A 25,523-nucleotide genomic window follows, 5' to 3' on the forward strand; every position below is an offset into this window, starting at 1 on the left:
CGAGGCGAGGGCGACGGCTGCCTGGTAGGACTCAGCGGTCTTGTCGTAACGCGTCGCGATGCCCCGCCACTGGTCGGGTAGCCGGGTCATGTTGCCATGACCCGGCCCCCTCAGAACCGGGCATGGCTGTTTCTGAGCGCCACGGCACAAGCAAGCCCAAACGCTTCACAGGATCTGTTATTTGCGCCTCGTCTCGTACCTGGTCAGGACCACGCCGCCGGGCAACGTCCGTGTCTCCACCAGGTTCAGGTTCGCCCAGCTGTCCAGCGCGGTGAAGAATGGTGTGCCGCTTCCCACCAGGACCGGATGGGTGACGATCGCGTACTCGTCGATGAGCCCGGCCCGCATCGCCGCCCCGGCGAGCGCCGCGCCACCAACCCTCATCGGCCCACCGTCCTCGGCCTTGAGCCGAGTGATCTCCGCGACCGCGTCGCCGGTGACCAGGCGAGCGTTCCAGTCGACCTTGTCGACCGTCGAGGAGAACACCACCTTCGGCGTGTCCCGCCAGTTCCGTGCGAACTCGATATGCGCTGGGGTGGCGCCCGGCTGCTGGTCGCCGGTCGGCCAGTAGGCGCTCATGGTCTCCCACAGCTTGCGCCCATAGAGAAACAGGCTGATCGCCCGCTCCTGGTCGAGCCACCACTGGAACAGCTCGTCGCTCGGCGCGCTCCAGCTGAGGTCGTCGCCGGGCGCGGCGACATAGCCGTCCAGGGACACGTTCATACCGTAGAGCAGTCTCCGCATAGCGCCGGCCTTCCGTTGTCCGAGGCGGGAGTGTCAGCGTTGGGTGTTGTAGCGGTGGAGCCATCGGAAGGCGTCGAGACGGGCCTCGCGGTCGTTGGGCCAGCTCTCTCGCCCTTGCAGGGGCTCGCGTTTGAAGGTGGCGTTGAAGGTATCGGCCAGTGCGTTGTCCGCGCTGGATCCGACCGCGCTCATGCTTTGCTGGACCCCTGCTGACCTGCAGGCTTCGGCGAAGACTCGGCTGGTGTACTGGGTGGATTCAATGGGCTCCGGGATCGCTGTGCGTGATCGATCCGGCGAGGCTGCCGCGGGTGCGGACCGCCGCCGACAAGGCGTCGGTGACAGGCGATTCACATCAAAGTCGTCGTCCAGTGGCAGCAAGCATCATCGGGCGACTGGGCGAGCTACGCGGCAGATGTCAGCGAACGGACCCCTCCATGGCCCGGCTGAGCAGTTGTGCTGGAAATACGCGCCGCCCTGGCAGTGTCCGGGCGATGCCGACGAGACTTCTCCCATGGACGCAGGACTCGTAGGACTCCTCGGTGGAGTCATCGGCGCCGCTGTCGGCGCACTCGGCGCAACGGCATCCGCATGGATCACCGGACGAAAGGCAGAGCAACAAGCCAAGATTCAGTCTGAGGCACAGATGGGGCAGGCACGCCTCCAGATAGAGGCTGAACGGTCTCGGGCACTCCGAGAATCACGGAAGAGTGCGTACGTGGCCTTTGCCGAGGGTTGGAATCTGGTACACGGAACGCTCGCCGAAGCAGGTATCAAACTCGGCGGCATCGCAGCGAGCGACCCTCTGGAAGAGCGCGAAGAGCGTCGGCAAGCCGCCCGTCGTCTTTGGAATGAAGCACGTGCACTGCACCGTCCGCTCGACCGGCTAATGGCCGTTGTCTATGTGGAAGGGCCAAGCGAGATGAGGGATGCGGCATCGGCGGCAACTGGTGCCTTGGCCCCACACTTCAGCGCGGTCATGGCGTGGCTGCACGCGGTCGACGGAGAGACCGAGACACCGCAACACGCGATGGAGCGAGACAGGACAAGCAGTGGCGCATACGGCGCGTACCTCGCATTTCTCTATGCCGCGTCGGATGCCGCTGTATCGGACACCCGAGGACTCATGGAGCCATAAGAGGGGCGCTTGATGAAGGCGAATTGCCGTCTATTTTCCAGAGGTTGTCCCGTATGGGACCCGTGAGTTGTCAGGTGAGGGCCAAGTTGTGGAGTCGGGCGATGCCGAGCATGTGCCCTGGCTTGAGGCATCACCGAGCACGTCCCGGCCGTGCCTCCGGTCGTATGCCTCTGCCGTCCTCGGGCTCTGGCGGTCTCGGCGACCGCGCCATCACCGCGGTGCACGCACGCACGGCATCGCAGGCGCCGGAGTACGTGGCATGCGGCGCCCGTTGCCACGGTTGGATCGACATCAGGCAGGCTGTAACCGGCAGGACCGCTCACGTCATCGCCGAACTCAAAGTGACGGCCGCGGGGCCGGCTCGCTTGTCGCGCTCATATCTGGCAGCAGGACTCCACAACTGCCTTGAACTCCGAGTGTGAACCACGTGCGGACGCAGCAGCCGAGCGCTGACCCGGCCGCGTGCGGGCCGGCTACCGCGCTCTCGCTCATCCCAACCGACGTCCGCAGAGAGCCAGTGTGGTGGCGGCGGCAAGGGCGATTCCGCTGGGGTGTCTTGCAACGATGAACGTGAAGCGCCCGGTACCCCTCCGGGAGGGCATCATGCGCAGCACCGGAGCAGGCCGTCGCATCGGATGTCACTCGGCCGCCGGCGTCTCCTGTTGCGGCTCGGCCGGGGCGGGCGCGGAGGCTGCCGGTGCGGTGTAGAAGACGGACGAGCCCTGCTTGGTGCGGTGTGCGTGGCTCTTGGCGACGAGTCCTTCGAGGGTGGTGCGTACGACGGTGTTCTTCATGCTGCGGTCGGGGTGGGCCTGGGTGAGTGCGGCGGTGATCTCGGCGGCGGAACGCGGTTCGCTCTGCTGCGTGAGGTGGCTGCGGATCAGTTCGACAAGGGTCGGCTTGGCGGCTGTCGTGGGTGCCTTCGCGGAAGAGGCGTTGGCAGCGGGCTTCTCGGACGCCGCCTTCTTCGCGCTTGTGGCGGCTGACTTCTTCGCCTTGCCCTGCTTGCGTTCGGCGGGGCCCTGGTGAGGCACGGACGGTGCGGCTGTGACGTCTTCTGCGGTGACGGTGGGGCTTGCACCGCCCAGGGCGCGCTGCATGTTCACCAGCACCGTGTGGTCGTGCTCCAGAGCACGCAACTGCTCCTGAAGGGCGCCGATGTCCCTACCGATACGTTCCTGCTCCTTGGTGTTGCGCTCAAGGTCACCCGTCACCTGGGCGATGTACTGCGACGTCAGTTCTGTGGCGTGGGTCTGAGTTTCAGGCATGACACGGGCCTTTCTGTTGTCCGCGGTACGGCGGTGGAACCGGGATCCGTGTGCGCGAACGGATAGTGGAGTTAGGTGTCTGAGACGACGGAATCATCTTGCAGAACACGATGGGCGCAGTCTGCGGCCATCTGGAGATAGTACGCATGAGTGGAACCGGACGTTCCTCTCGTGTGATGTCTCACTGTCCGGAGTTGGCACACGCGGGGCACATTCCGCAGGGCTGACGGGTGTTGTCACCGCTGGACTGTTGTGCGGGTTGCTCTGGTTCGGGCGGGCAGGTGCCAGGTGAGTTCGTCGGTGTTCCGGCAGTAGTGCCAGGCGGCCAGCGAGCGCTAGGTCACCAGCCGGTCGAGGAGCTCTTCGGTCTGGTGGGGTGAGTAACCGCTCAGCCGGGCGACCAGTTCCAGGAGCCTCCGCCAACTTGAAGTTGCAGGTCACAGGGCTGGTGTGACCGGCTCTCGGGATGCTCACGCTGGTCGTGGGCGACAGTCTGCGGCGTAGATCGTCTGGAGCCGTACGAGCTGATCGAGGAAACACGACCTGGTACTCCAGCAGGATTTCGCTGTCTGACCTGTGGGTTTCGTTGGGTGGCTGGAGTGGAGTGGCCGGGGGAGGACGTAGTACCCAGGGGGCGTGGGACGGGCGGTACCGGCGACTAGGCTGATCATCCGTTCGAACGGTGAGGGGGAGCATGATCGACGTCGACGGGTACTTGGCCGTGCTGGGGGTGGAGCGGCCGGCGGTCCCGAGCACCGAGGCGCTGTGGGCGCTGCACCGGGCGCAGGTGGAGCGGGTCGCCTACGAGACCCTCGACAACCAACTGGGACGGCCGTCGGGCATCGGCGCCGCTGAATCCGTGGCCCGGATCCTGCGCGGGCGCGGCGGCTACTGCTTCCACCTCAACGGTGCCTTCGCCGCGCTGCTGACGGCCCTCGGCTACGACGTGACCCTGCACCGGGCCGGGGTACAGGACGAGGTCGAGGACCCCGAGGGCCCGGGCGGCGACCATCTCGCGCTCACCGTGGGGCTCGACGGCGAGCGGTGGCTGGTCGACACCGGGCTCGCCGGCGGAATGCACGAGCCCCTGCCGCTGCGCGAAGGCACCTATACCCAGGGGCCGTTCACCTACGCGATGGCGCCGTCAGCGGTGGTGCCCGGCGGCTGGCGGTTCGCCCATGACCCCCGCGGCGCGTTCACGGCGATGGTCTTCGCGCCGGAGCCCGTGGAGTTGTCCTCCTTCGCCGCGGAGCACGAGCGGCTGTCCACTTCCCCCGAGTCCGGATTCGTCCGGGTCCTCCAGGCCCAGCTTCGCGACGCCAAGGGCGTGGACATGCTGCGCGGTTGTGTGCTGCGCCGGATCGACGCCGAAGGCACGTACGAGCGGACCATCGACTCGGCCGACGACTGGTACGACGTACTGACCGACGTGTTCCACCTGAACCTGACCGACGTCGCCGCCCCGGCGCGGGCGGCGCTGTGGCACCGCGTCCACACCGCGCACCAGGAGTGGGAGGCCGCGGGGCAGCGTGCGACAACACTCTGACGGGACGGCCGGCTCGCCGGTTCCTGGGCGGTCTTCAACGATCCGGTGCATGCTCGGATCCCGAGTTGCTGGAACGGATCACCGAGCGGCGCGCGGAACTGGACGAACTCGAAGAACAGCTGACCCAACAGTTGGCAGAGGTGCGCGCCGAACGCGCTCTTGAGCGGGTGAGCGACCAGCTCGCCAACGAACACGCCTCGACCGGGCAGGTGGGCGGGCAGGCGATAATGCTGATCCCGCACCGCGCACCGGGTGTGGAGGAGGTCACGCTCCCGCCGGACTACCAGCGCGTGCGCACCCACGGGTACGTCCTCCCTGGCCACGGCGGCGGCGAGGAACCGGGTGTCGTGTCGGGGGGCGTAGACCCCGGGGACCGTGAGCACGCCCTCCAAGGCGTCGACGGAGGGGGCGGGCGGACTGCTCGTTGTCATACGGTCCTGGGGCGTGTATCTAAAGTGGATCTTGAGCGTGAGATGATCTTGATTCGTGGCAGGTGCGTGTTCCGCGTCTTGGGCCGGGCAGGCCGCGCACCAGACAAGCTCGCGGTTCGCTACGAGGTGACCGTCCTCGTCGCGGCCATCAACGAGTGGCTTTGAGCAACACATTCGAACCGGCCTCGGGGGGCCGTGAGGCAAAATTGGCTCGCCGCGCCGGCGGACCAGATGGCAAGGTGCGGCGCGTGACGTCCCAATATCAGATTCGTGCCGACTACGACGCCCGCACGATCGTGGTCTATCAGGCGTATTCGCCTGCCATTGCTGATGCGGCACTGCGGGCGGGCCGCTTCGTTGCGCCGTTCTCGTTCCACCGAATGACGTGGATCAAGCCGTCGTTCATGTGGCTGATGCACCGCAGCAACTGGGCCCGCAAGCCCGGCCAGGAACGTGTTCTCGCGGTGCGGATTACTCGGGAGGGCTGGGAGGAAGCCCTGTCCCAGGCTGTGCTGACGACCGCCGACCCGGCGGCGGTGGCCCAGGCAGCCGTACATGTCCAGTGGGACCCGGAGCGCTCGCCGCGCGGAGCAGCACTGAACCACTACAGCATCCAGGTCGGCATCGGTCGCCACCTGATTCGCACGTTCACCGACGACTGGATCGTCAGTCTCACCGACCTCACCCCCCAAATCCGCAAGGCTTCGACACTGATACAAACCGGGCGTGCCACCAAGGCCCAGCGGCTGTTTCCTGCGGAGCGCACCTACCCAATGCCCCGGACACTGGAAGACGTCGTTTCCCCAGGTAGATGACGGCGACTGGTGAGGATCGGCTACCGAACCATGAGCACTTCCGTCATACGCCCTGGCCCTAGGCGGTTGCACGGGTGCGGCACGGGTGGCGGCCGTGTCACGCGTGGCGAGTGCCCGAATCCGCGAACTCCATAGCTCGCCGCATGACGGGGGACGCGGTGCGCGGCGGGCACGGTGGCGCGTTGAAGGGGGTGAGACGAGGAAGAACTCCTCTTCGAAGCCGAGGGTGCCGTTTCCGGTGCCGGTCCCTGCTCGGCGAGAGCGGCAACGGCAGTCAGGGCCGCCTGGGAAGGCGACGAGGCTCAGGTCGGGTGCCCGAACCCGGCGCCGGGTCGGGGCTGGGCCGAGGGGCCGGCCAACGCCGTGAGCCACGGGCGGTCGTGCGGCTTGAGAATTCGCCCCCGCGCGACGGTCGGCGCGATGAAAACCATGGCTCGGCATCGACAAATAGAGGTCCGGAAAGCAACACATCCGACATGAGCCGGCAGTCGCCTGATCCCTGATAAATAGAGGGCACATTCAAATCAAAGATCAGTGCTTGGGAAATCCGCACCGCAGTTGGCCGGCGTCCGCCTGCACGCCACGAATCCCCTGAACCCCCCGCTCAGCAGGCCGCAGTTGACTCAACGGAGGCCCGCAGTAGCAGTCTGACGCATCACGGACGAAACGAGCCTGACAAGCATCGGTCGGGCACAGTCGCCATTCACCCGGGCATAGCGTGATCGACCTTCAGGGAAATTGCTCAGGTTTTATCGGCCGGCTACTTGTTCCCGGTCATCAATATCTCTTCTCGCGTCGAGCGGGAAACAGCGCCCACCCTGACGTTACGGCCCCGTCGTCGCAGTCGCAGTCGCAGGCGGAGACGTCATCGGCGGCGGCCGATAGAGGTCCAGCTGCTTGAAACAGGCCATTTTGCATGCAACTACCGCAAAGTTTCCACTTTCTCTCGGGCTCTTGACTTATCGCGAGGTTGGAGCCGAGGCTACGGGTCGGCCATTCAAACCGGTTTAAACGTCGGTCCGGTGCCCTCCCAGGTCGCCCTGCCTCCGCTCCCGGTCCTGCCTCCGCTCCCGGCCCTGGTATCGGGCACGGTGCCAGGACCGCACGGTCGCGAGGTGTCCGGCCTGTACGGCCATCCGGGAAGGCACCCGGACGGCTCCCGTCGCAAGAAAGCGGTACGCGCATGACCCGTCGTCCCACCATCGCTGATGTGGCGAAGCTGGCCGGGGTGTCCCGTGCGACCGTTTCCTTCGTCCTCAACAACCGTCCCGGCGTGGCGTCGGACACGCAGCGGCGCGTCCGGGCCGCGGCCGAGGAACTGGGGTGGACGCCCAGCTCCAGCGCACGGGCACTGTCCACGGGCCGGGCACGTGCGGTTGGACTGGTCCTGGCCCGCGAACCCGAACTCATCGGCACCGACCCGTTCTTTCCCGCGTTCATGGCGGGTATCGAGACGGTCATCTCCGAAACCGGCGACGGTCTGATGCTCCAGATGAGCCGCCCCGAGAGCGAGGTGGACACCTACCGCAGGCTCGCGGCCGACCGGCGCGTGGACGGCGTGTTCCTCACCGACCTGCGCGCCGACGACACCCGTCCGGCCCTGGTCGCCGAACTGGGCCTGCCGGCCGTGGCCGTGGGAGCGCCGGGGGCCGGCACCGGTCTGCCGACGATCAACCTCGACGACCGACCCGCCGTCCGCGAGGCCGTCCGGCACCTGGTCGGCCTGGGGCACCGCGACATCGCCTACGTGGCCGGTCCCGACGAGTTCGTGCACGCACGGCGCCGCCGTCAGGCATGGGCGGACGCACTCGCCGAAGCCGGCCTCCCGCAGGGGACGTTACTGCCGGGCGGCTTCACCGCCGAGGGCGGAGCACGGGCCACCCGGACGCTGCTCGCAGCGCCCACGCCGCCTACGGCCATCGTCTACGGCAACGACCTGTCGGCCACGGCCGGCATGGCGGTCGCCCAGGACGCCGGACTGCGACTGCCCGGCGACCTGTCGGTGGTCGGCTTCGACGACGTCCCGCTGGCCTCCTACACCAACCCTCCGCTGACCACCTGCCGTGCCAACCCGGTGTCTTGGGGCCGGGCGTCCGCCCAGGCACTGGTGGAGCTGATCGAGACGGGCACCACCGGCGACGTGGAACTGGAGCCCGCCGCCCTGGTGGTGCGCGGCTCCACCGGCCCCGTGCCGGTCCGCCGGGACATGTGACCCCGCGGCACGCCGGCGCGGCTCCGCCCCCGGGACGGGGCGGGGCAGCCACGTACCGGCCGTGCCGTACCGCAAGCGATTCATCCAGCCAGAAAAGGAACCTCCAATGAAGAAGGCCCTCCTCGCCATGCTGCCGGTGGCCGCCCTGGCGCTCTCCGCATGCGGCAGTGGCGGATCGGACTCCGGCGCCTCCAACGACGCCCGCGGCCCCGTCACGATCTGGTACTCCAACAACGCCCAGGAAGTCGCGTGGGGCAAGAAGATGGTGGCGGACTGGAACGCCGCCCACCCCAAGGAGAAGGTCACCGCCCAGGAGATCCCCGCGGGCAAGAGCTCCGAGGAGGTCATCGGCGCGGCGATCACAGCCGGCAACGCACCGTGCCTGGTCCTCAACACCGCACCGGCCGCCGTACCCGGGTTCGAGAAGCAGGGCGGCCTCGTTCCCCTCGACGACTTCCCCGACGGCAAGCAGTACCTGGAGGAGCGCGTCGGCAGCAGGCTTTCCCAGTACGCGTCGCCGGACGGCAAGTACTACCAGATGCCATGGAAGAGCAACCCGGTGATGATCTTCTACAACAAGGCACTGTTCAAGAAGGCCGGGCTGGACCCGGAGCGCCCCAAGCTGTCCAGCTATCAGGACTTCCTTGAGACGTCGCGCAAGCTCGTCGGCAGCAAGGCCGCCAAGGCGGCGATCTGGCCGGCTCCGACCTCGGAGTTCTACCAGTCCTGGTTCGACTACTACCCGATGTTCACGGCGCAGACCGGCAAGCAGTTGGTCCAGGATGGCAAGGCCCAGTTCGCCTCGCCCGACGGCATCAGGACCGCACAGCTGTGGAAGAGCATGTACGCCGACGGTCTGGCGCCGAACGAGAGCTACAACGGCGACGCCTTCGCCGACGGCAAATCCGCCATGGCCACCGTCGGTCCCTGGGCGGTCTCCGTCTACGGTGACAAGGTCGAATGGGGCGCTGTGCCGGTGCCGACCGCCGACGGCACCCCCGGCAAGGGCACCTTCAGTGACGAGAAGTCCATCGGCATGTACACCTCCTGCAAGAACCGCGGGACGGCCTGGGACGTCATGAAGTTCGCCACGGGCAAGGAGCAGGACGGCAAGTTGCTGGAGGCGACCGGCCAGATGCCGATGCGCACCGACCTGGCTGCCGCCTACCCGTCCTACTTCGCCTCGAACAAGGCGTACAAGGTCTTCGCGGAGCAGGCCGAGCACACCATCGAGGCACCCAATGTGCCCAACTCCGTCGAGGTCTGGCAGACGTTCCGCGACGCCTACACCAAGTCCGTGATCTTCGGCAAGGGCGACCTCACCGCGTCCCTCAAGGAAGCGGCGGCCAAGGTGGACAAGCTCGCGGAAGGCCAGTGAGCACCCGCCATGTCCTCCACCCCTTCTGACACCCACCGGCGCCCGCGCGCCGGTGGGACCACACGACAGCGCACCGCCGGGACCACGGGAAAGGCGCCGGGGCCCGGGCAGCCGTGGCGGTCGCGGCTGGGCGGCCACCAGCCCATCGGCGCGCTGTTCGTCTCCCCGTACCTGCTCTATCTCGCCGTGATCTTCGTGTATCCCTTCGGCTTCGCCGTGTGGATGTCCTTCCACGACTACTTCTTCGCCGCCCCCGGCGTCCAGGTCGAGCGGCCCTTCGTGGGTCTGGACAACTACACGACGGTGCTGACCGACCCCGACGTCTGGCGCTCCTTCGTCAACATCGCCGTCTTCCTGGTCATCAACGTGCCGCTGACCGCGGTCGCCTCCTTGGCCCTGGCCAACGCGCTGAACAAGAAACTGCCCTTCCGGTCCTTCTTCCGCACCGCGTACTACATCCCCTACGTCACGGCCAGCGTCGCGGTCGTCGGTGTGTGGATGTTCCTGTTCAATTCGGACGGCCTGGTCAACCGGGCGCTCGGCCCGCTGGCGCCGGACCCGACGTGGCTGGTCAACTCCCACCTCGCGATGCCGGTCGTCGCGGTGTTCGTGGCCTGGAAGCAACTGGGCTTCTTCGTGGTGCTGTACCTGTCGGCGCTACAGAACGTGCCGAACGAACTGTACGAGTCGGCGGCCCTGGACGGCGCCGGACGGCTGCGCACCTTCCGCTCCATCACGGTCCCCGCGGTACGGCCCGCCACACTCCTGGTCCTGATCCTCGCCACCATCACCGGCGCCAACCTGTTCACCGAGCCCTACCTGCTCACCAGCGGCGGCGGACCCGACGGCGCGACGACCTCACCCGTGCTGCTCATGTACCAGAGAGGTCTGCAGCAGGGGCACCCGGACGAGGCGGCAGCCATCGGCGTGATCCTCGTCGTGCTGATCACCGCCATCTCGCTCGTCTACCGGCGACTCGTGGAGAGGGACTGAGATGACCACCGACATCGCACCCCGTCCCACCGGCGGGCGCCGCGCCGACAAGCACACCCCGCAGACGCGTCCGCGGTCACGCCCGCGGTCGATCGGATCGCGCATCGCGCTGCTCATCGGTGCGTTCGCCTTCCTCTTCCCCTTCTACTACATGCTCATCGGCTCCCTGCAGAAGGAGCCCGACTCCAGCCCCTCCGGGGCGTTCCCCAAGCCGGCGAACCTGAGCCTGCACAACTACGCGGCGATCGACTCGGCGATCTCGCTGGGGCGTTCGCTGGTGAACTCCGGCATCTTCACCGGCGGCGTGATCGTCTGCACCACCGTCTTCGGTCTGCTCGCGGGCTACGCCCTGGCCCGGCTCCACTTCCGCGGCCGGGGCTCGACCTTCGCCCTGGTGCTGCTGGTCCAGGTCGTGCCCTTCCAACTGCTGATGATCCCGCTGTACGTGCTGATCGTCCGTGACTACGGACTCGCCGACTCCTACCTCGGCATGATCCTGCCCTTCGCGATCAACACGAGCGCGGTCTTCATCTTCAGGCAGTTCTTCCTGCAACTGCCGGCCGCCTTGTTCGAGGCGGCCCGCCTGGACGGTGCCGGCGAGTTGCAGATCCTGTTCCGCGTCGCGCTGCCACTGTGCAAGCCGGCTCTGCTGTCCGTCGTACTGCTCAGCTTCACCGGGCCCTGGAACGAGTTCCTCTGGCCGTTCCTCGTCACGAAGCAGCAGGACATGCAGCCTCTGGCCGTCTCCCTGGCCAACTACATCAGCACCGTCGCTGCCGCCGCCGCCAATCCCTTCGGCGCCATCCTCGCCGGGGCCTGCGTCCTCGCCGCACCGGCGGTCGCCCTCTTCATCGTCTTCCAGAGCCGCTTCACCTCCACCGAGATCGACTCAGCAACGAAGGGCTGAACCCCCGTGTCCCACAGCACCACCACCTCTGTCCCCTACACCCTCACCCGGGTCGGCGTCGTGATGTCCCCGCTGCCCGGCGAGGCCCACGAGGTCGAAGGCGTGCTCAACCCTGCCTCCGGGCGCACGCCCGACGGCAGACTGCACCTGCTGCCGCGGCTGGTCGCCGAGGGCAACGTCTCCCGCGTCGGCCTGGCCGAAGTCACCCTGGAGGAGGGCGTACCCATCGGAGTCGAGCGCCGGGGCGTGGTCCTCGCGCCCGACGCCGGCTGGGAGCGCGGCAAGAACAACGCGGGCGTGGAGGACCCCCGTACCACCTGGATCGAGGACCTGGGCCGTTACGTCATGTCGTACGTGGCTTACGGGCCGCTCGGACCCAAGCCCGCACTCGCCGTCTCCGAGGACCTCGTCCATTGGGAGCGCCTCGGCCCCGTCCAGTTCGCCTACCAGCCCGACCTGGACACCGACCTCAACCTCTTCCCCAACAAGGACGTCGTGCACTTCCCCGAGCCCGTGCCGGGCCCGGACGGCGCGCTGTACTACGCCATGCTGCACCGCCCGATGTGGGACCTCGGCTGGTTCCGGCCCGGCGAGGGCGTGCACCTGCCCGCCGGCGTGACCGACGAACGCCCCGGCATCTGGATCTCCTACGTCCCCGTCGACGAGGTGAAACAGGACCTGAGCGCCCTGACCCGGCCGCGCCACCACCGCCAGGTCGCGCTGTCGGAGTACCCCTGGGAGCAGCTCAAGATCGGCGCCGGTCCGGCCCCCGTCCGGGTCGACGAGGGCTGGCTGCTCATCCACCACGGTGTCTCCGGCACCATCGATGAGCCCTTCGCACCGGTGCAGACCGTCAACTACGCGGCCGGCGCGATGATCCTCGACCCCGCCGACCCGGCCCGCGTCGTCGCCCGCACCGCCGTACCGCTCATGGCCCCCGAGACCGAGGAGGAGCGCTCCGGCACCGTGCCCAACGTGGTCTTCCCGACCGCGATCGAGGAGATCGACGGCGTGCGCTATGTCTTCTACGGCATGGCCGACGCACACATCGGTGTGGCCCGCCTGGACCGGTCCGAGTGACCTCCGGCCCCACCGGGCACGGCGTAGCGCTGGTCGGCTGCGGCGCCTTCGGCACGTTCGTACTGGACGCGATACGCGACATCCCCTCCCTGCGGGTCGTCGCGTGCGCCGACGCCGACCGGCGCAGGGCGGATGCCCTCGCCGGCCGGTACGGCGCGGCCGTCCACACGAACGTGCGGGACGTGATCGCGCTACCGGACGTCGACGTGGTCGTCCTGGCCACCCCTCCCGCCGCACACGCGGACGCCGCGGTCGCCGCCCTGCGGGCCGGCAAACATGTCTTCTGCGAGAAGCCCATGGCGCTCACCGTCGAGGACGCCGCACGCGTCGAGGCGGAGAGCCGCCGCTCGCGAGGCGTGTTCACCGTCGACCACGTATTGCGCTACAACCCCGTCCTGCGGCTGCTCCAGCGGCTCCGGCAGGAGGAACTGCTGGACCCGCTGCGGCGGTTCGCCCTGGAGAACGACGCATCCGACGAGGACCTCGGCCCGGACCACTGGTTCTGGGACCCGGCGCACAGCGGCGGCATCCACGTCGAACACGGCGTGCACTTCTTCGACACCGCCAACGCGCTGATGGGCGGCGACCCGCTGGAAGTGCAGGGCACCGAGGTGCGGCGGGAGGACGGCACGGTGGACATCGTGGTGGCCACGGCCACCCACCCCGGCGGCGCGGTCGCCACCCACAGCCACTCCTTCACCCACGCCCACCGCGCCGAGCGCCAGTTGATGCGGCTCGACTACGGTTTCGCCGAGGCCCGGGTCACCGGCTGGATACCGACGTATGCGACGGTCACCGCGTGGACCGACGAGGCGGGCGCGGCCCGCTGGGAGGAACTGCCCGCACGGACCGCCGAACTGCTCGCGGTTCCCGGGCTGCGGCCACACGGACAGGAGCGCATCACGGTGTCCGTGGCCCGCGACGCCGGCTCCGCCCAACCTGCCCGCGGCCGGGGGATCACGCGCAGCGTCCCGCACCGGGTCGACTGCGTCATCGACCTGGGAGGCGAGGACCGCAAACCGCATGTGTACGCCGAGAGCGTGCGGGCCGCCATGACGGACCTCCTGCACTGCGCGGCACACGGCGGCACACCGCAGGCCGACGCGAGGGCCGGGCTGACGGCGTTGGCCGTGGCCCGAGCGGCGACCCGGTCCGCGCAGAGCGGCCGGACCGTCGCCCTCACCACCGCCGTCCCCGCCGGCGGCGCCTGATGACGGCGGGGACGGTGCCCGCAGCCGTGGGTCCCGCACCGTGGTGGAGAGAGGCCGTCTGCTACGAGATCCATCCGCGTGCCTTCGCCGACAGCGACGGTGACGGCATCGGGGACCTGCCCGGAGCCACCGCACGCCTGGACCACCTGGCGCATCTGGGCGTCGACGCGGTGTGGATCACCCCCTTCTATCCCTCGCCGCTCGCTGACGGCGGCTACGACATCGCCGACCACACCGGTGTCGCGGCCGACCTGGGTACGCCCGCCGACTTCGACGCCCTGGTGGCGAGGGCCCACGCGCTCGGCATCAAGGTCCTGGTGGACGTGGTTCCCAACCACACTTCCCACCGGCACCCGTGGTTCCGCGAGGCGGTCGCCGCCGGGCCCGGCTCCCCGGCCAGGGAGCGCTACCTCTTCCGGGAGGGGCTCGGCGAGAAGGGTGAACTGCCGCCCAACGACTGGCAGTCCGCGTTCGGCGGCCCCGCTTGGACCCGGATCGACGAGGCGGACGGCCGCCCCGGTCAGTGGTACCTGCACCTGCACGCGCCGGAACAGCCCGACCTCGACTGGCGCCACGCCGGGGTGGTCGCCGAGTTCGAGCGGATCCTCAGGCACTGGCTGGACCGTGGTGTCGACGGTTTCCGCGTCGACGTCGCCCACACCCTCTTCAAGGCCGAGGGCCTGCCCGACGCCGGCCCCGGCCAGCACCAGGACGCCCACCGCAACCACCTGATGCCCTACTACGACCAAGAGGAACTGCACCCGCTGTTCCGAGACTGGCGGGCCCTGATGGACCGGCACCCCGCCCCCGCGGGAGCCGTGGCCCCGCACGAACGCGTCATGGTGGCCGAGGCGGGCATCTTCGACCGGGAGCGACTCGCCCGCTATGCCGCCCCGGGGGAGATGCAGCAGACCTTCAACTTCGCCTTCCTGGAATGTCCTTGGGACGGACCGGCGATGCGGAAGGTGGTCGAGCAGTCGGCGCACGCCATGCGGGCGGTGGGCGCTCCCGTCACCTGGGTGCTCTCCAGCCACGACGCGATCCGTCCCGTCAGCCGGTACGGGGGCGGCCGGCCCGGTGAACGGCGCGCCCGTGCCGCGGCGCTGCTGATGCTGGCCCTACCCGGCGCGGCCTACGTCTACCAGGGGGAAGAACTGGGCCTGCCCCAGGCCCACATTCCCGACGGCCGGATCCGGGACCCTCTGTGGGAACGCTCCGATCATCGGCAACGGGGACGCGACGGCTGCCGGGTGCCGCTGCCCTGGGCGGGCAGCGCCCCTCCGTACGGCTTCAGCGACGCCGCCGCCGAGGACTGCTGGTTCCCACAGCCCGCCGACTGGGCGGAGCTCTCCGTCGCGGCACAGCGGGACGACGAGCGGTCCATGCTCGCCCTGTACCGGGCGGCACTGCGCCTGCGGCGCGCCCACCCGGCCCCGGACACCGTGCTACGGGTCCAAGGTCCCCCGAACGGCGAGTGGTTCGCCTTCGACCGATCGGCCGGGCTGCGCTGCCTGGTCAACTTCGGCGCAAGGCCGGTCCCGCTGGACGACCGTGCCGAGATACTGCTGTCCAGCGCACCGCTCGACGGCCGCGACGTCCCCCAGGACACCGCCGTCTGGATGACCCAGGGGGAGTTCCAGCAGTGATCGGCGGACCAGGAGTCGACCTGACCGCAAACGGGACCGCTGATCGGCATCGCCGCCTACGCGTCCTTCGACGGAGGCGGTACCTGGTCCGGCAGCGGGCTGTCGCCCGGCCTTGTGGCGGACGCGGACGGCAACGTGGCCGTGGCCTTCGATGCGCGGGGACGAGGTCTCGTGTGCGGCGTGGTGGCGAACGGGACGACGCTGACCGCCAGGCTCGTTGAGTACCTCATGGCTTCCTCCAGGCCCCCGACCCCTACGGCACGCGAGACGCAGCCGAGGAACGGGCTTTGGCGGAGTGGTCCTCCCAGCGGACGCGGACGCCGCAGGTTTCGCCCCGGCGGGTTCCTCGGAAGGCGATGAGCCGCCGGAGCGTGTACAGCCGGTCGGCCGCGACGAAGTTAATGGCGTCGAACATCTCTGAGACCTGGTGAACTCGGAGCTTGTCAAGGCGCAGATGCCCGAGGTGAGGCTTGAGGTGGATACGGATGTCTGACTCGTAGCGTGAGCAGCCGCTCTTGCGTAGACGTTTGCGTCCGGCCAGCCAGGTGTCCCGCCACTCTCCGACAGTGACTTTTTGGTATGGGAAGGGGTGGAGTATTTGAGGTCGGCGTGATCCTCGGTGCACAAGTCGGGCTTCCGGACCGTGCCTGAACGTCGGCGTTACGGCAGTGATCTGTCCGATGCCCGGTGGGGGTTGGTCGAGCCGGTCCTGACCGCCTGGCGGACCGAGCGTCGTGGCCGCAGGCGCCACGACGGTATCGACAGCGTGGTCCACGCGCGCAGCAACCACTCCAGCGGGCCGTAGGCGTGGTGTCGCAGCCACCATCGGCTGGCCACTGACTGCGCCGCGAACAGGGCCAGGGCGATCGCCGCGACCCCGATGGGTGCGACGCGGCCTACCAGGGCGGCCCCGAAGCCGGTGAACAGCAAGGCGCAGACCAGGGACTGGCCGAGATAGTTGGTCAGCGACATGCGGCCCGCCGGCGCGAGCGCGGTGACTACCGCCTGGCCGTAGTGGCCATGGGCGATACGGAGCACGGTCGCCGCGTAGGCGGCGGCCAGTAGGGGTGCGGTGAGCACGTCGAGGCCCATGGCGAAGAGCTGGTATGCGGACGCAGGGTGGTTCAGGCTCGCGTTCGCGTAGACGACACCGCCAAGCAGTCCGACCGTGAAGCCGGTCCACTGGAGCCGCCGCAGCAGCCGCTGGTGCCGGTCGCTGTCCGCGAGGTCTCGCCGGCGTCCGGCCGCCAGGCCCAGCAGGAAGGCGGCGAGCGCGGACGGCGCCTGGAAGAAGACCAGCAGGAAGGCCACGTCCGGCAGCTCTTTGAGGTGGGCACCGATGACCGATGCCGGCCCCCCGCGCAGAGCCTCGGTCGCCTGGGCCGCGTCGGATGCCGCGGACGAAGAGATCGTGCCACCCCCACCCGCCTGCCAGACGGCGAGCGCGAGGAGCGCGTACCCGACGGCGGTCACCGCCAACAGCGCTACCGCGATCCGCACGGCGGTACGGGGCTGGATGCGGCGCAGAGCGAGCAGGATCAGACCGAGGACGGCGTACAGGGTGAGGATGTCGCCGGGAAAGAGGACGACGGCGTGCACGGCGCCGATGACGAGCAGGCCGGTCAGACGTCGCAGGAAGCGTGGCGTGAACCGGGCGCCGCGTCGCTCGGCCGAGTCGATCTGCAGCGTGAAGCTGTAGCCGAACAGGAACGAGAACAGCAGGAAGAACTTCGCCTCGAAGAGCACCGCCACCAGCCAGCGGACGGCCTCGCTCAGCGGGCCGCCGAGACCCGGGTCCTCCAGGCCGGTGCCGTGATAGGCAGAGGCGATGTAGGTGATGTTGACCATCAGGATGCCGAGCAGTGCGAAGCCGCGCAGTGCGTCCACCTGCGCCAGCCGGGTGCCACCGCCTGGCCGCTGCTCGCCTGGCGTGGGCTGGGGGCGCGAGGGGCTCTCCGTACGCGGTCGGATGCTCACGACACTCCTCCAAAACTATCGAACCTCAAACGATCGTTTCTCAAACGAGCGTACTATGATCGTCGACAGGGGTCGACCACGCGGAGTCGCACGGCGGCCCGCGATGAGAGAGGGAGGACCATGGGCGCACCACAGGAGGCGGCAGGCCGGGGCGACAGTGGTGCCGCCCATCTGCACCGGGGGATCCCCGAAGGAACCGAGCGGCAGGTGGCCGCCTTGTACTGGGAGGCGTTCGGCCGCAAACTCGGCAGCGCGCTCGGCCCGCCCGAGAAGGGGCGGGCGTTCCTCGCCTCCCACCTGCACCACGACCGCGGCATCACCGTGCTCGACGGCGCGGGCCGGGTCGTCGGCGTCGCCGGCTACGACCTCGCGGGCCGCGCCCTGACCGGCGGCACAACACGTGACGTGCTGTCGGCGTACGGCCCGCTGCGAGGACTGCCCCGGCTCGCCCTCCTCGCCCTGTTCGCCCGGAAACCCGCCGAGGGCGAACTGGTGATGGACGGCATCTGCGTGGCGGCGGCACACCGCGGCAACGGCATCGGCGGCCTGCTGCTGCGCGACATCGCCGCCGTGGCCGCGGAGAACGCCTGTTCCCGCATCCGGCTCGACGTCATCGACGTCAACCCGCGCGCCAAAGCCCTGTACGAACGCCACGGCTTCAGTGCCGTACGCACCCAACAGGCCCCGTTTTTGCGGAGGTTGCTGGGATTCGGCGCCGTCACCACCATGCATCGCACCGTCACCCCCGACGACCTGGATGAAGGAACTCCCCGTTGACCCACGCACAGCCGGAGCACGCCCCGCGTCCGGAGATCCCCACGCGATTGCTCGTGCAGGCCCTGGTCCGTGAGGACGGAACGGTTGACGCCGACGAGCTCTACGGCGTCGCCGGACTCCTCGGCATGACCGATCAACAGGTCCGGCTGTGCGTCAAGCGCCTTGTCACCGAGGGCCGGTTCGCCCAGGAGGGGCGGGGACGCAAGGCCGTGCTGCGGGCAGTGTCCGATGCCGCGACAGCTGCCATCGCCCCTGATGCCGCCCATGTCGCACATGCCTATCGACAGGACCGCGGGCTCGCGCCCTGGGACGGCACGTGGCACCTGTTCGCCTTCGCCATCCCCGAAGCCCACCGCGCTGCCCGCGACACCCTGCGGGAAACCCTGCTGCATCTAGGCGCGGCCCCCGTGCAGGGCGGCCTGTACGTTGCCGCCAACCCCATCGCCCGCCTGGTCGAGGCGCGGGCCCGCCAACTCGACGTACTCGCGTCCGTCACCTTCCTCACCAGTACCGACCTGCGCATTGGGGACATCATCGACCCTCGGCAACTAGCCGCCGGGATATGGCCGTTGGGCGAGATTGCCGCCGGCCATGAGCGCCTCGCCACCTTCGCGACGCACTGCGCCGACCGACTCGCTCGCGGATCGGACCTGCCCGGGGTCGAGCGGCTCACCCTCGCCGTGGAACTCGCCGCGGAGTTCAGCCGGGCCATGACCCCCGATCCGCTACTGCCCCCGGAGCTGCTGCCCCGCCCCTGGCCCGGCAATCGTGCCCGCCGGCTCACCCAGGAATGCTGGACCGCTCTGCGCGCCCTCCCCGAAGCTCAGGACACTCCCACCCCGCTTCCCCGCCTGTTCCGCCTCTACAGTGACGCGATCACCGCGCCCGACGAGCAGTGATAGGCGTCGAAGAACCCGAAGCCGAGGTAGACAACACCCGCCGGACGAGGCGTTCCCAGGCGAAGTGCCGCCCGCACAGCGCGGCGGAGCCGCCGCCTGATGCCGCCCCTCTACTTCGGCGTCTCCTGGCTGCTGGACGTCCAGGAGAGCGCGCTGGGCCACGACGACCTGTCCGTGGCGGACTACTCTGCCCTGGTCGCTGCCGTCGCCCGCCGCAAGACCCGGCTGCCCACCCTCGCGACAGCCGACCCGGACCCGGCATGGCGCGCCGCCGCCCTGCTGCACACGATCGTGCGCCTGGAGCCGCTCCCGCACCGCAACAGCCTGTACGCCGCGTTCATCGCCGCCCAGTACATGGCGCAGGCCGGCGAGGGCATCGATCCCCCCTACGGAGCACTGCCCGACCTGGTCCGCAAAGTCCGTGACACCCGCGTCGACATCCAGGACATCGCCGGCCAACTGCGAGGCTGGAAACTGTAGTTCCCTGCCCGGGAGGCTTCGTGCGGCCTGGGGGACTGGCCCTCGAATGTTCTTCCCGGGCGAAGCCCTGGTGTCAGCGCATCAGGTGGCAGGTGCGCCAGCGGCGCCCATCACGCGCCGGCGCGCCACGCTCCCCTTCGAGGTTCCTCAGGTGATACGCGACCGACGACGGGCTCTTCAGCCTGACGGCGGCGACGGCGATCTGCCGCACCGACGGGCCCTCACCGTGTTCCACGGTCCAGCGCCGTACGGCCGAGAGGATCTGTTCCTCCCGCTCCGTGAGGTGCTCCGGGCGCCGGCTCACCGCTGCCCGCCCGAAAGGGCCCGGGCCTGTTGACGCAGTTCGGCCCGCGCCGCCCGCGCGCCACCGCCTTCTTTGAAAAGGGTCAGGAAGTTCGCGCGTTCCGGCTCGGCCTGTACTCGCCCCGAGCCCTTCACCGGCGGTGACATTCAGCGCGGCGAACAGGTTCGTGGTGAAGGGCTTCAGATTCTCCTCACGCCAGACGCGGGCGTTGTAGTGGAACGAGACCTTGATGCCCTCCGCCTGTTTCAGATACGCCGACAGGGTGCGCGTGGACCAGTGCGTCAGGCCCGTTTCCGTGGGCGGCGTCATCTTCGACAGCGCGATCACACGCCCCTGGGTGGACGGCGGCACCTGAATCTTCCTGCCGCCGCGTTTCCTCTCCGCCAGACCCGCGAGGCCCTCCATGCCCGGCTCAACGAGACGAAGCACTTCAGGTGATACGAACCGGATCACGGGACACTAGGTCGACTTGGAATGCGGTGAAGTTTGGTGATGTGCCTCAGTCGGCCATGTCTGTTCGGACACAGATCGGGGATGTAATGACGCCAAGGACCTACAAGGGTTTCAACGCCAAGGTCACGTTGTACGACGACCGGGTGGAGATCAAGCGGGGGCTCACAGCCCGTATCGGTGGCAGCGAGGGTTGTGTTGTCGCCCTCACCGACCTCGTTCAGCCTTTGTCCAAGTCGCCGACCCCGTTCCTCAACGGGTATGTCTTCCTGGCGACAGACTCCGATGCTGCGCATCTGAGGTACTGGGCAGATGCCCCGAAGACGAAGATCGGAGGGCAGCGGCAGGCGATCCTGTTCGGCTGGTTCCAACGCTCAGCCCAGGCGGATTTCCTCGCTGCCTTGATGGAAGCTTGGGGATCCGTACGTCCACCGAACTGACCGCCGTGCGCAGCATCGTCTACCCGGCCCAGCCCACTCCGGACCGTTCACCGCCAGTCTGACCGTGCGACCCGCGAGCAGATCGGCGTGACCGACGAGGACTGACGCAGCATGCCCCAACCCACATACCACCGCGCCCCGTTCGGCACCTGCCGGGCGGGGCGAGGGCGTCGGGATCTAGCGTCTCGTGATTCCGTTTGAGTCACTTCGAGTTGTTCCTGACCAGTTCTTCATGGTGCTCTGGGCGAGGCGAACCTTCGCGAGGACCTCGCCCGTGGTGACGGTCCAGGTGAAGGGCTTGGCCTTCTCGTTCCAGGAGTTGACGTAGTCACGGATCTGCTTGATCAGGACGTTGACGCTGGAGAACGTGCCGCGGCGGATCGACTGCCGGGTGAGTATCCCGAACCAGAACTCGACCTGGTTCAGCCACGACGAACCGAGATCGCCTGGTACCCCGGGGGACCGTCCCCCGGCAGTCCGAGAGTGCTGGCCGGGTCGGGGAGAGGGTCTGTCGGGCCGTGGTGAACGGCTGAGGCCGGACGCCTGGCCTCATGCAATTTCAAGCGGCGTGCTCAGCGCACTCCTGGCGTGTCCGGCAAGCGCACGACGGCGGTACCGGCCTGTGATTCGCCGAACCCCCAGCCTGCAACAAGTGAGCAGCCGACCGCGTCCAGGACCTCGGTTTGCCACGGCCAGTAGCCGGTGCCGCAGTAGAAGCCGCCCTCGCTCCGCGCGCGCTCCTTGGTGAGGCAGAGCATGCGCAGATGGTCGCGGAGCGCGGGGTGCGTGACCGCGCTCAGCCCTTCTTCCCAGGGCTCGTCGGCGGAGCAGGCGTACCTGATGTCGTGCATCGACACCAGGTGTTCGGGGCCGCGCTCGGTGAACGTGGCGGCCCGCATCGCATCGGTGAGAGTGCCATCGGTGGCGACCCGCAGCAGCACGGTCAGCCAAGTGTTCAGCTTCTTGGATTCCTTATTGGTCAGATCGACCCCGTGGCGGCTCAAGAGCGGTCCCAGTTCCGCGCCGTGCACCAGCACTTCACCTGCTTCATCGACCGAGGAAACGGTCCGCAGGTCGGCGACGAAGGCGTCGTCGAACGGTCGGGGGCCCTTGTGCCCGCCGTCGCCCCACGGTCCCGTTCCTGCCAGGAGGTCGGCGTCGAAGCGAAACAGCGACTCGCTCAGGTCGAACCGCCATGCCCAAGGGGAGAAGGGATACTCCCCGTCCGGGTCCGGAAGGTGCCTCGGCTCCCGGCCTGACAGCGCGTCAGGGGTGGCCCAGGGATTCGGGAACAGGAACTCGTCGAGGGGGTCCGAGGCGTAGTACACCCCGTGTCTGGCGGCGGGGTCGACGGCCGGTTGTCCGTCGAGCAGTATCTCGAAGGCATTGGCCAGCGCGGCATCCCACCCGCTGGGGTCAGCCACCGGGGCCGTCTCGGGCATTACGATGCACGCTCCTTCATGTCGTGTCGCGTGGGTGGACGCAAGGTACCAGCCGCGATTGGCACTCCCGACGCCGAAGTCCGCCGGGCCGTCGCACCGGGGTGCCGGTGCCCAGAACAAGGCGTAGTCGGGTATGAGTGTTCAACGATCTCCGTGGTCAAAGCCGCGCAGGACGGGCTCCAGCTCCTGCGTTATGTCGCCTTCTTCACTTGTTGTTGGCCGGGGTGCCGGCGGACGGCCCCGGCGCAGCCTGGAAGGGGCTTTCTGGTGAGGAACGGTCTGCAACAGACGGCGCGAGCCGCGCCGTCGGCCGGCCCGCGCCTGAAATCGAGTACTCCGGATTGAGCTGTAGGTGGGGACGCTCCGTGGGTTTGGTGTGGTGAAACTCCGCGAGGGCCGGGCTGGATGGGACAGACTGCCATCGGGGCGTCGGAGCCGGGCGCCGGAGTTCGGGGGGAAACTGCGGACGCGGGAATTTCACTGAGCGAGGCGTTGCAGGAGCTGAGGCGGGAGTTATACGCGGCGCAGGACGTGGGTGTCGGCCAGCAGTTGCGGTTCGAGGTGGAGCAGGCGCAGCTCACGCTGGAGGTGGAGTTCCGCCGCGACGGCAAGGGTGGTGTGAAGGTCGAGGTCGGGCTTCCCGGTGCCAAGGCCGGACGCTGACCCGTAAGTCTCTGGGGATCACTGTGTTCGTCTCGTTCCGCCCGGACCGCTCGGCGGCCTCCAGCTGTAACCGCTCCCGGAACTCCCGTCGTTCGGCGGTCAGTCCGCCGCCCTGCGCATTTCGAGTCCCATGGAGATACCGCACCGATCAAGGAGCGCCAGCCCCGTACGACACCACGAGTTCAACCTCAGTGGCGGCCTGTCCGGACGAGGCCGTCCATGCGCATCTGGCCTTCCTCGCCCGGCGCCGCAGCGAGCGCCCCACGGAGGAATACCGGGCGCCCAGTGACGAGGAACGGGTTCATGGCCGGCGACGTATCCAGGGCCCGCGACTTCCTGGTGCCGGACGTACGGTGGATCGGTCCTGGGAACAAGTGTGGCCTGTTCCTGTAGTTCGCGGGGACGCGATCTCCTGGATCTCATCTCCGGGAGATCCCTTGGATGTCCCGGAGATGCGTTGGATCTTGTTGGCAGCGGTCTGTGTCGAGTGTCAGCCTCAAGCGGAAGGAACAGACATCATTCGCTCTCGCAGAAAGGGCCTCTGTGCCTCCGCGCCCCTCCTCCCGGTCCAAGCACCCGACCCGACGCCGCGTCCTGCTCTCCACCGGCGGTGTCGCGGTCGCCGCCGGAATCGGCTGGGGCGCCAACTGGCTGGCCGCCTACAGCAGTCACGAGCGCAGCAACGTCGGCGAACTCAGCTTCCGTAACCGTCTGCGGATCCCGGAGCTGCTCGACCCGCCCGCCGCCGGGGACGGCGGCAAGCGGTACCAGCTGAAACTCGCCCCCGGCACGAGCCGGTTCCTGCCCGGCAGGAAGACCGCGACCTGGGGCGCGAACGGTCCCTACCTTGCCCCCACCCTGCGCGTGGCCAACGGCGACCGGATGTCCGTCGCAGTACACAACGCACTGCCGGAAGCCACCACCCTGCACTGGCACGGCATGCACCTGCCGCCCGCCATGGACGGCGGCCCCCACCAGATGATCGCCGCCGACGCCACCTGGCGTCCCGAGTGGACGGTCCACCAGCCCGCCGCCACTCTTTGGTACCACCCACACCCGCACGGTTCCACCGGCACCCATGTCTACCGGGGAGTGGCCGGAATGATCATCGTCGATGACGCGGTGTCCGCCCGGGCGGGATTGCCCGCCACATACGGCGTCGACGACATACCGCTGATCCTCCAGGACAAGAACTTCCACGACGACGGCTCACTCGACTTCACCGAGACCACCCTCAGCGACGATCTCGCGGCGGTCGACAGCCTCGGCGTGCTCGGCGACACCATCCTCGTCAACGGCACCTACGACCCGCACTTCGAGGTCACCACCCAGCGCCTGCGCCTGCGCCTCCTGAACGGCTCCAACGCCCGCGTCTACGAACTCGGCTTCCCCGATGCCAGGACGTTTCACCTCGTCGCGGTCGAGAACGGACTCCTGCAGCGGCCCCGCGCGCTGACCCGACTGAGACTCGCTCCCGGCGAACGCGCCGAGATAGTCATGGCGTTCGAGCCCGGAGAGAAGGCGCTCCTGCGCAGCTTCAAACCGGACTTGAAGGTCGGCTTCCCCACCAGCCGCTTCTCCGGTGGTGACGACACCTTCGACCTCCTCGAACTCCGCGCCGCCCAGAACCTCAAACCCTCGCCGGAACTGCCCACCCGGATCGATGGCGCCCCCTCCGCCATCACCGTCCCCGACCGGGCCACGACCAGGAAGTTCAAACTCGTCGGCACCCAGATCAACGGCAAACCCATGGACATGAACCGCGTCGACGAGGTCGTCCCCGCCGGAACCACCGAGATCTGGGAGATCGAGCGCGGCGACGGCCAGGTCCACGCCTTCCACATCCACGGCGCCACCTTCAACGTCCTGGACGTCAACGGCGAGGAACCACCCGCCTACATGCGAGGCCCCAAGGACACCGCCTACCTGCCCGGCACCGGCACGATCAAGCTCGCCGTCCGGTTCGACACCCTCACCGACGAACAGCGCCCGTACATGTACCACTGCCACGTCCTGCGCCATGAAGACAAGGGCATGATGGGCCAGTTCCTCGTCGTCGCCCCAGGCCGTGAGACCAAGATCTCCAAGACCATCACCCCGGATGACGCCCACGGCAGTTCCCATCACGGGACCTGACCCCGGACCTTCCAGCTCAAGGCCCAGACCGTACTTCCAGTCCAGTGGGAACGGCATTCCTGCGGCAACGGGGCAAAGGCGCCACGCGTCTCCGACTGGGCCGCAGCGAAGCGGCTCTCCATTCATGACTTCGACGGCGATCACGCCACCCGCGACTGGTGGGTTCGCGCCCACCGCGGCTTGGGTCGCCCCGACGAGATCGTCTACTACCTCGCCTGCGCACCGCTCGGCACTCCCGTCGCCGAGCTGGTGCACATCGCCGGAACCCGCTGGGCGATCGAGGTGTGTTTCCAGGCCGCGAAGAACGAGTGCGGCCCGGACCAGTACGAGATCCGCCGGTTTCCGGTCCGGTACCGGCACATCACCTGGCCATCCTCGCCCACGCGTTCCCCGCTGCGACGGGCGCCGCCGCGGAAGCAGAGAAGGAGGGCCGCGGAAACGGTTCCGACGCCCTCACACCCCCTCACCGTGGCAGAGATCCGGCGACTGGCGGCAGTTGGCCGCCCCACGCCGGCACACCTGCGACGGACCGGCCACGAACGGAACTGGTCCCGCTGACAGCGCCGTCACCAGGCCACCGCTCACCCGC

At 68.6% G+C, this 25,523-nt stretch carries 22 protein-coding genes and 4 pseudogenes; 19 read left to right on the plus strand and 7 right to left on the minus strand.

What is annotated here, in order from left to right:
* Window positions 1–177: 177 nt before the first annotated feature.
* Window positions 178–744, minus strand: coding sequence for a dihydrofolate reductase family protein (locus ACFVT5_RS14545; protein WP_389886213.1), 567 nt, complete (start codon window positions 742–744; stop codon window positions 178–180).
* Between the two features lie 36 nt (window positions 745–780).
* A pseudogene (locus ACFVT5_RS14550) lies at window positions 781–1,084 on the minus strand (integrase core domain-containing protein); the annotation flags it as partial.
* 375 nt (window positions 1,085–1,459) lie between these two features.
* On the opposite strand from ACFVT5_RS14550, the gene ACFVT5_RS14555 reads away from it, so the two are divergent.
* Window positions 1,460–1,879 carry a hypothetical protein gene (locus tag ACFVT5_RS14555; RefSeq protein ID WP_389886216.1) on the plus strand — a complete coding sequence of 140 codons (420 nt, stop codon included), beginning with the start codon at window positions 1,460–1,462 and terminating at the stop codon, window positions 1,877–1,879.
* A gap of 638 nt (window positions 1,880–2,517) precedes the next feature.
* Here the strand turns inward: ACFVT5_RS14555 and ACFVT5_RS14560 are convergent.
* On the minus strand, window positions 2,518–3,147 hold the full coding sequence (locus ACFVT5_RS14560; protein ID WP_389886219.1) for a hypothetical protein: 630 nt from the start codon (window positions 3,145–3,147) through the stop codon (window positions 2,518–2,520).
* A gap of 694 nt (window positions 3,148–3,841) precedes the next feature.
* Between ACFVT5_RS14560 and ACFVT5_RS14565 the strand changes: the two genes are divergently transcribed.
* The 10 genes from ACFVT5_RS14565 (at window position 3,842) to ACFVT5_RS14610 (ending at window position 15,366) form a co-directional block, all read left to right on the plus strand.
* Window positions 3,842–4,693, plus strand: a complete 852-nt coding sequence (locus tag ACFVT5_RS14565) for an arylamine N-acetyltransferase (protein ID WP_389886222.1) — start codon at window positions 3,842–3,844, stop codon at window positions 4,691–4,693.
* A gap of 65 nt (window positions 4,694–4,758) precedes the next feature.
* Entirely contained in the window at window positions 4,759–5,289 is a 531-nt protein-coding gene (locus tag ACFVT5_RS14570) for a hypothetical protein (RefSeq protein ID WP_389886225.1), read from the plus strand.
* Between the two features lie 83 nt (window positions 5,290–5,372).
* Window positions 5,373–5,939 carry a DUF4291 domain-containing protein gene (locus ACFVT5_RS14575; RefSeq protein ID WP_389886228.1) on the plus strand — a complete coding sequence of 189 codons (567 nt, stop codon included), beginning with the start codon at window positions 5,373–5,375 and terminating at the stop codon, window positions 5,937–5,939.
* A gap of 1,183 nt (window positions 5,940–7,122) precedes the next feature.
* The gene (locus ACFVT5_RS14580; RefSeq protein WP_389886230.1) at window positions 7,123–8,151 is read left to right on the plus strand and encodes a LacI family DNA-binding transcriptional regulator; all 1,029 of its coding nucleotides are present in this window, start codon (window positions 7,123–7,125) and stop codon (window positions 8,149–8,151) included.
* Window positions 8,152–8,257: 106 nt separating this feature from the next.
* Window positions 8,258–9,529, plus strand: a complete 1,272-nt coding sequence (locus ACFVT5_RS14585; protein ID WP_389886232.1) for an extracellular solute-binding protein — start codon at window positions 8,258–8,260, stop codon at window positions 9,527–9,529.
* Window positions 9,530–9,538: 9 nt separating this feature from the next.
* Window positions 9,539–10,522 (plus strand): carbohydrate ABC transporter permease, encoded by a 984-nt coding sequence (locus ACFVT5_RS14590; protein ID WP_389886235.1) that lies wholly within the window; start codon window positions 9,539–9,541, stop codon window positions 10,520–10,522.
* Between the two features lies 1 nt (window position 10,523).
* Window positions 10,524–11,429 (plus strand): carbohydrate ABC transporter permease, encoded by a 906-nt coding sequence (locus tag ACFVT5_RS14595; RefSeq protein WP_389886238.1) that lies wholly within the window; start codon window positions 10,524–10,526, stop codon window positions 11,427–11,429.
* 6 nt (window positions 11,430–11,435) lie between these two features.
* On the plus strand, window positions 11,436–12,509 hold the full coding sequence (locus ACFVT5_RS14600) for a glycosidase (RefSeq protein WP_389886241.1): 1,074 nt from the start codon (window positions 11,436–11,438) through the stop codon (window positions 12,507–12,509).
* The gene (locus ACFVT5_RS14605) at window positions 12,506–13,720 is read left to right on the plus strand and encodes a Gfo/Idh/MocA family oxidoreductase (RefSeq protein ID WP_389886243.1); all 1,215 of its coding nucleotides are present in this window, start codon (window positions 12,506–12,508) and stop codon (window positions 13,718–13,720) included. The genes ACFVT5_RS14600 and ACFVT5_RS14605 overlap by 4 nt, the downstream gene beginning before the upstream one ends.
* On the plus strand, window positions 13,720–15,366 hold the full coding sequence (locus ACFVT5_RS14610) for a glycoside hydrolase family 13 protein (protein WP_389886246.1): 1,647 nt from the start codon (window positions 13,720–13,722) through the stop codon (window positions 15,364–15,366). Before ACFVT5_RS14605 ends, ACFVT5_RS14610 begins: the two co-directional genes overlap by 1 nt.
* Before the next feature lie 397 nt (window positions 15,367–15,763).
* On the opposite strand, the pseudogene ACFVT5_RS14615 reads toward ACFVT5_RS14610, so the two are convergent.
* Window positions 15,764–15,940, minus strand: a pseudogene (locus ACFVT5_RS14615) (site-specific integrase); the annotation flags it as partial.
* 69 nt (window positions 15,941–16,009) lie between these two features.
* Here ACFVT5_RS14615 and ACFVT5_RS14620 point away from each other — a divergent pair.
* A pseudogene (locus ACFVT5_RS14620) lies at window positions 16,010–16,111 on the plus strand (IS5/IS1182 family transposase); the annotation flags it as partial.
* Window positions 16,112–16,143: 32 nt separating this feature from the next.
* Here ACFVT5_RS14620 and ACFVT5_RS14625 read toward each other — a convergent pair.
* Window positions 16,144–17,214 (minus strand): annotated as a pseudogene (locus ACFVT5_RS14625) (DUF418 domain-containing protein); the annotation flags it as partial.
* A gap of 249 nt (window positions 17,215–17,463) precedes the next feature.
* Here ACFVT5_RS14625 and ACFVT5_RS14630 point away from each other — a divergent pair.
* The 3 genes from ACFVT5_RS14630 (at window position 17,464) to ACFVT5_RS14640 (ending at window position 19,499) form a co-directional block, all read left to right on the plus strand.
* Window positions 17,464–18,120 (plus strand): GNAT family N-acetyltransferase, encoded by a 657-nt coding sequence (locus tag ACFVT5_RS14630; protein WP_389886249.1) that lies wholly within the window; start codon window positions 17,464–17,466, stop codon window positions 18,118–18,120.
* A complete protein-coding gene (locus tag ACFVT5_RS14635; protein WP_389886251.1) occupies window positions 18,117–19,019 on the plus strand; it encodes a PaaX family transcriptional regulator C-terminal domain-containing protein in 903 nt (300 codons plus the stop codon). Before ACFVT5_RS14630 ends, ACFVT5_RS14635 begins: the two co-directional genes overlap by 4 nt.
* Window positions 19,020–19,118: 99 nt before the next feature.
* On the plus strand, window positions 19,119–19,499 hold the full coding sequence (locus ACFVT5_RS14640) for a toxin Doc (RefSeq protein WP_389886253.1): 381 nt from the start codon (window positions 19,119–19,121) through the stop codon (window positions 19,497–19,499).
* A gap of 73 nt (window positions 19,500–19,572) precedes the next feature.
* On the opposite strand, the gene ACFVT5_RS14645 is transcribed toward ACFVT5_RS14640, so the two are convergent.
* Window positions 19,573–20,232 (minus strand): helix-turn-helix domain-containing protein, encoded by a 660-nt coding sequence (locus ACFVT5_RS14645; RefSeq protein ID WP_389886256.1) that lies wholly within the window; start codon window positions 20,230–20,232, stop codon window positions 19,573–19,575.
* 110 nt (window positions 20,233–20,342) lie between these two features.
* On the opposite strand from ACFVT5_RS14645, the gene ACFVT5_RS14650 reads away from it, so the two are divergent.
* Window positions 20,343–20,693 carry a hypothetical protein gene (locus tag ACFVT5_RS14650; RefSeq protein ID WP_389886259.1) on the plus strand — a complete coding sequence of 117 codons (351 nt, stop codon included), beginning with the start codon at window positions 20,343–20,345 and terminating at the stop codon, window positions 20,691–20,693.
* A 572-nt stretch (window positions 20,694–21,265) separates the two neighbouring features.
* Here the strand turns inward: ACFVT5_RS14650 and ACFVT5_RS14655 are convergent.
* Window positions 21,266–22,135, minus strand: a complete 870-nt coding sequence (locus tag ACFVT5_RS14655) for a hypothetical protein (protein ID WP_389886262.1) — start codon at window positions 22,133–22,135, stop codon at window positions 21,266–21,268.
* A gap of 405 nt (window positions 22,136–22,540) precedes the next feature.
* On the opposite strand from ACFVT5_RS14655, the gene ACFVT5_RS14660 reads away from it, so the two are divergent.
* The 3 genes from ACFVT5_RS14660 (at window position 22,541) to ACFVT5_RS14670 (ending at window position 25,492) form a co-directional block, all read left to right on the plus strand.
* Entirely contained in the window at window positions 22,541–22,798 is a 258-nt protein-coding gene (locus ACFVT5_RS14660; protein ID WP_389886265.1) for a trypco2 family protein, read from the plus strand.
* A gap of 543 nt (window positions 22,799–23,341) precedes the next feature.
* Window positions 23,342–24,934: a multicopper oxidase family protein gene (locus ACFVT5_RS14665; protein ID WP_389886268.1), complete on the plus strand. Its 1,593-nt coding sequence runs from the start codon at window positions 23,342–23,344 to the stop codon at window positions 24,932–24,934.
* A gap of 180 nt (window positions 24,935–25,114) precedes the next feature.
* Entirely contained in the window at window positions 25,115–25,492 is a 378-nt protein-coding gene (locus ACFVT5_RS14670) for a hypothetical protein (RefSeq protein WP_389886271.1), read from the plus strand.
* Window positions 25,493–25,523: the final 31 nt, after the last annotated feature.

The sequence above is a fragment of the Streptomyces sp. NPDC058001 genome, assembly GCF_042886315.1.
Taxonomy (GTDB): domain Bacteria; phylum Actinomycetota; class Actinomycetes; order Streptomycetales; family Streptomycetaceae; genus Streptomyces.

Excerpts from the sequence above, each read along its gene's own strand:
- ACFVT5_RS14640 (WP_389886253.1), top strand. The coding sequence starts at position 19,119 with ATGCCGCCCCTCTACTTCGGCGTCTCCTGGCTGCTGGACGTCCAGGAG.
- ACFVT5_RS14610 (WP_389886246.1), top strand. The coding sequence starts at position 13,720 with ATGACGGCGGGGACGGTGCCCGCAGCCGTGGGTCCCGCACCGTGGTGG.
- ACFVT5_RS14660 (WP_389886265.1), top strand. The coding sequence starts at position 22,541 with ATGGGACAGACTGCCATCGGGGCGTCGGAGCCGGGCGCCGGAGTTCGG.
- ACFVT5_RS14630 (WP_389886249.1), top strand. The coding sequence starts at position 17,464 with ATGGGCGCACCACAGGAGGCGGCAGGCCGGGGCGACAGTGGTGCCGCC.
- ACFVT5_RS14590 (WP_389886235.1), top strand. The coding sequence starts at position 9,539 with ATGTCCTCCACCCCTTCTGACACCCACCGGCGCCCGCGCGCCGGTGGG.
- ACFVT5_RS14655 (WP_389886262.1), bottom strand. The coding sequence starts at position 22,135 with ATGCCCGAGACGGCCCCGGTGGCTGACCCCAGCGGGTGGGATGCCGCG.
- ACFVT5_RS14565 (WP_389886222.1), top strand. The coding sequence starts at position 3,842 with ATGATCGACGTCGACGGGTACTTGGCCGTGCTGGGGGTGGAGCGGCCG.
- ACFVT5_RS14560 (WP_389886219.1), bottom strand. The coding sequence starts at position 3,147 with ATGCCTGAAACTCAGACCCACGCCACAGAACTGACGTCGCAGTACATC.
- ACFVT5_RS14545 (WP_389886213.1), bottom strand. The coding sequence starts at position 744 with ATGCGGAGACTGCTCTACGGTATGAACGTGTCCCTGGACGGCTATGTC.
- ACFVT5_RS14585 (WP_389886232.1), top strand. The coding sequence starts at position 8,258 with ATGAAGAAGGCCCTCCTCGCCATGCTGCCGGTGGCCGCCCTGGCGCTC.
- ACFVT5_RS14650 (WP_389886259.1), top strand. The coding sequence starts at position 20,343 with ATGACGCCAAGGACCTACAAGGGTTTCAACGCCAAGGTCACGTTGTAC.
- ACFVT5_RS14595 (WP_389886238.1), top strand. The coding sequence starts at position 10,524 with ATGACCACCGACATCGCACCCCGTCCCACCGGCGGGCGCCGCGCCGAC.
- ACFVT5_RS14580 (WP_389886230.1), top strand. The coding sequence starts at position 7,123 with ATGACCCGTCGTCCCACCATCGCTGATGTGGCGAAGCTGGCCGGGGTG.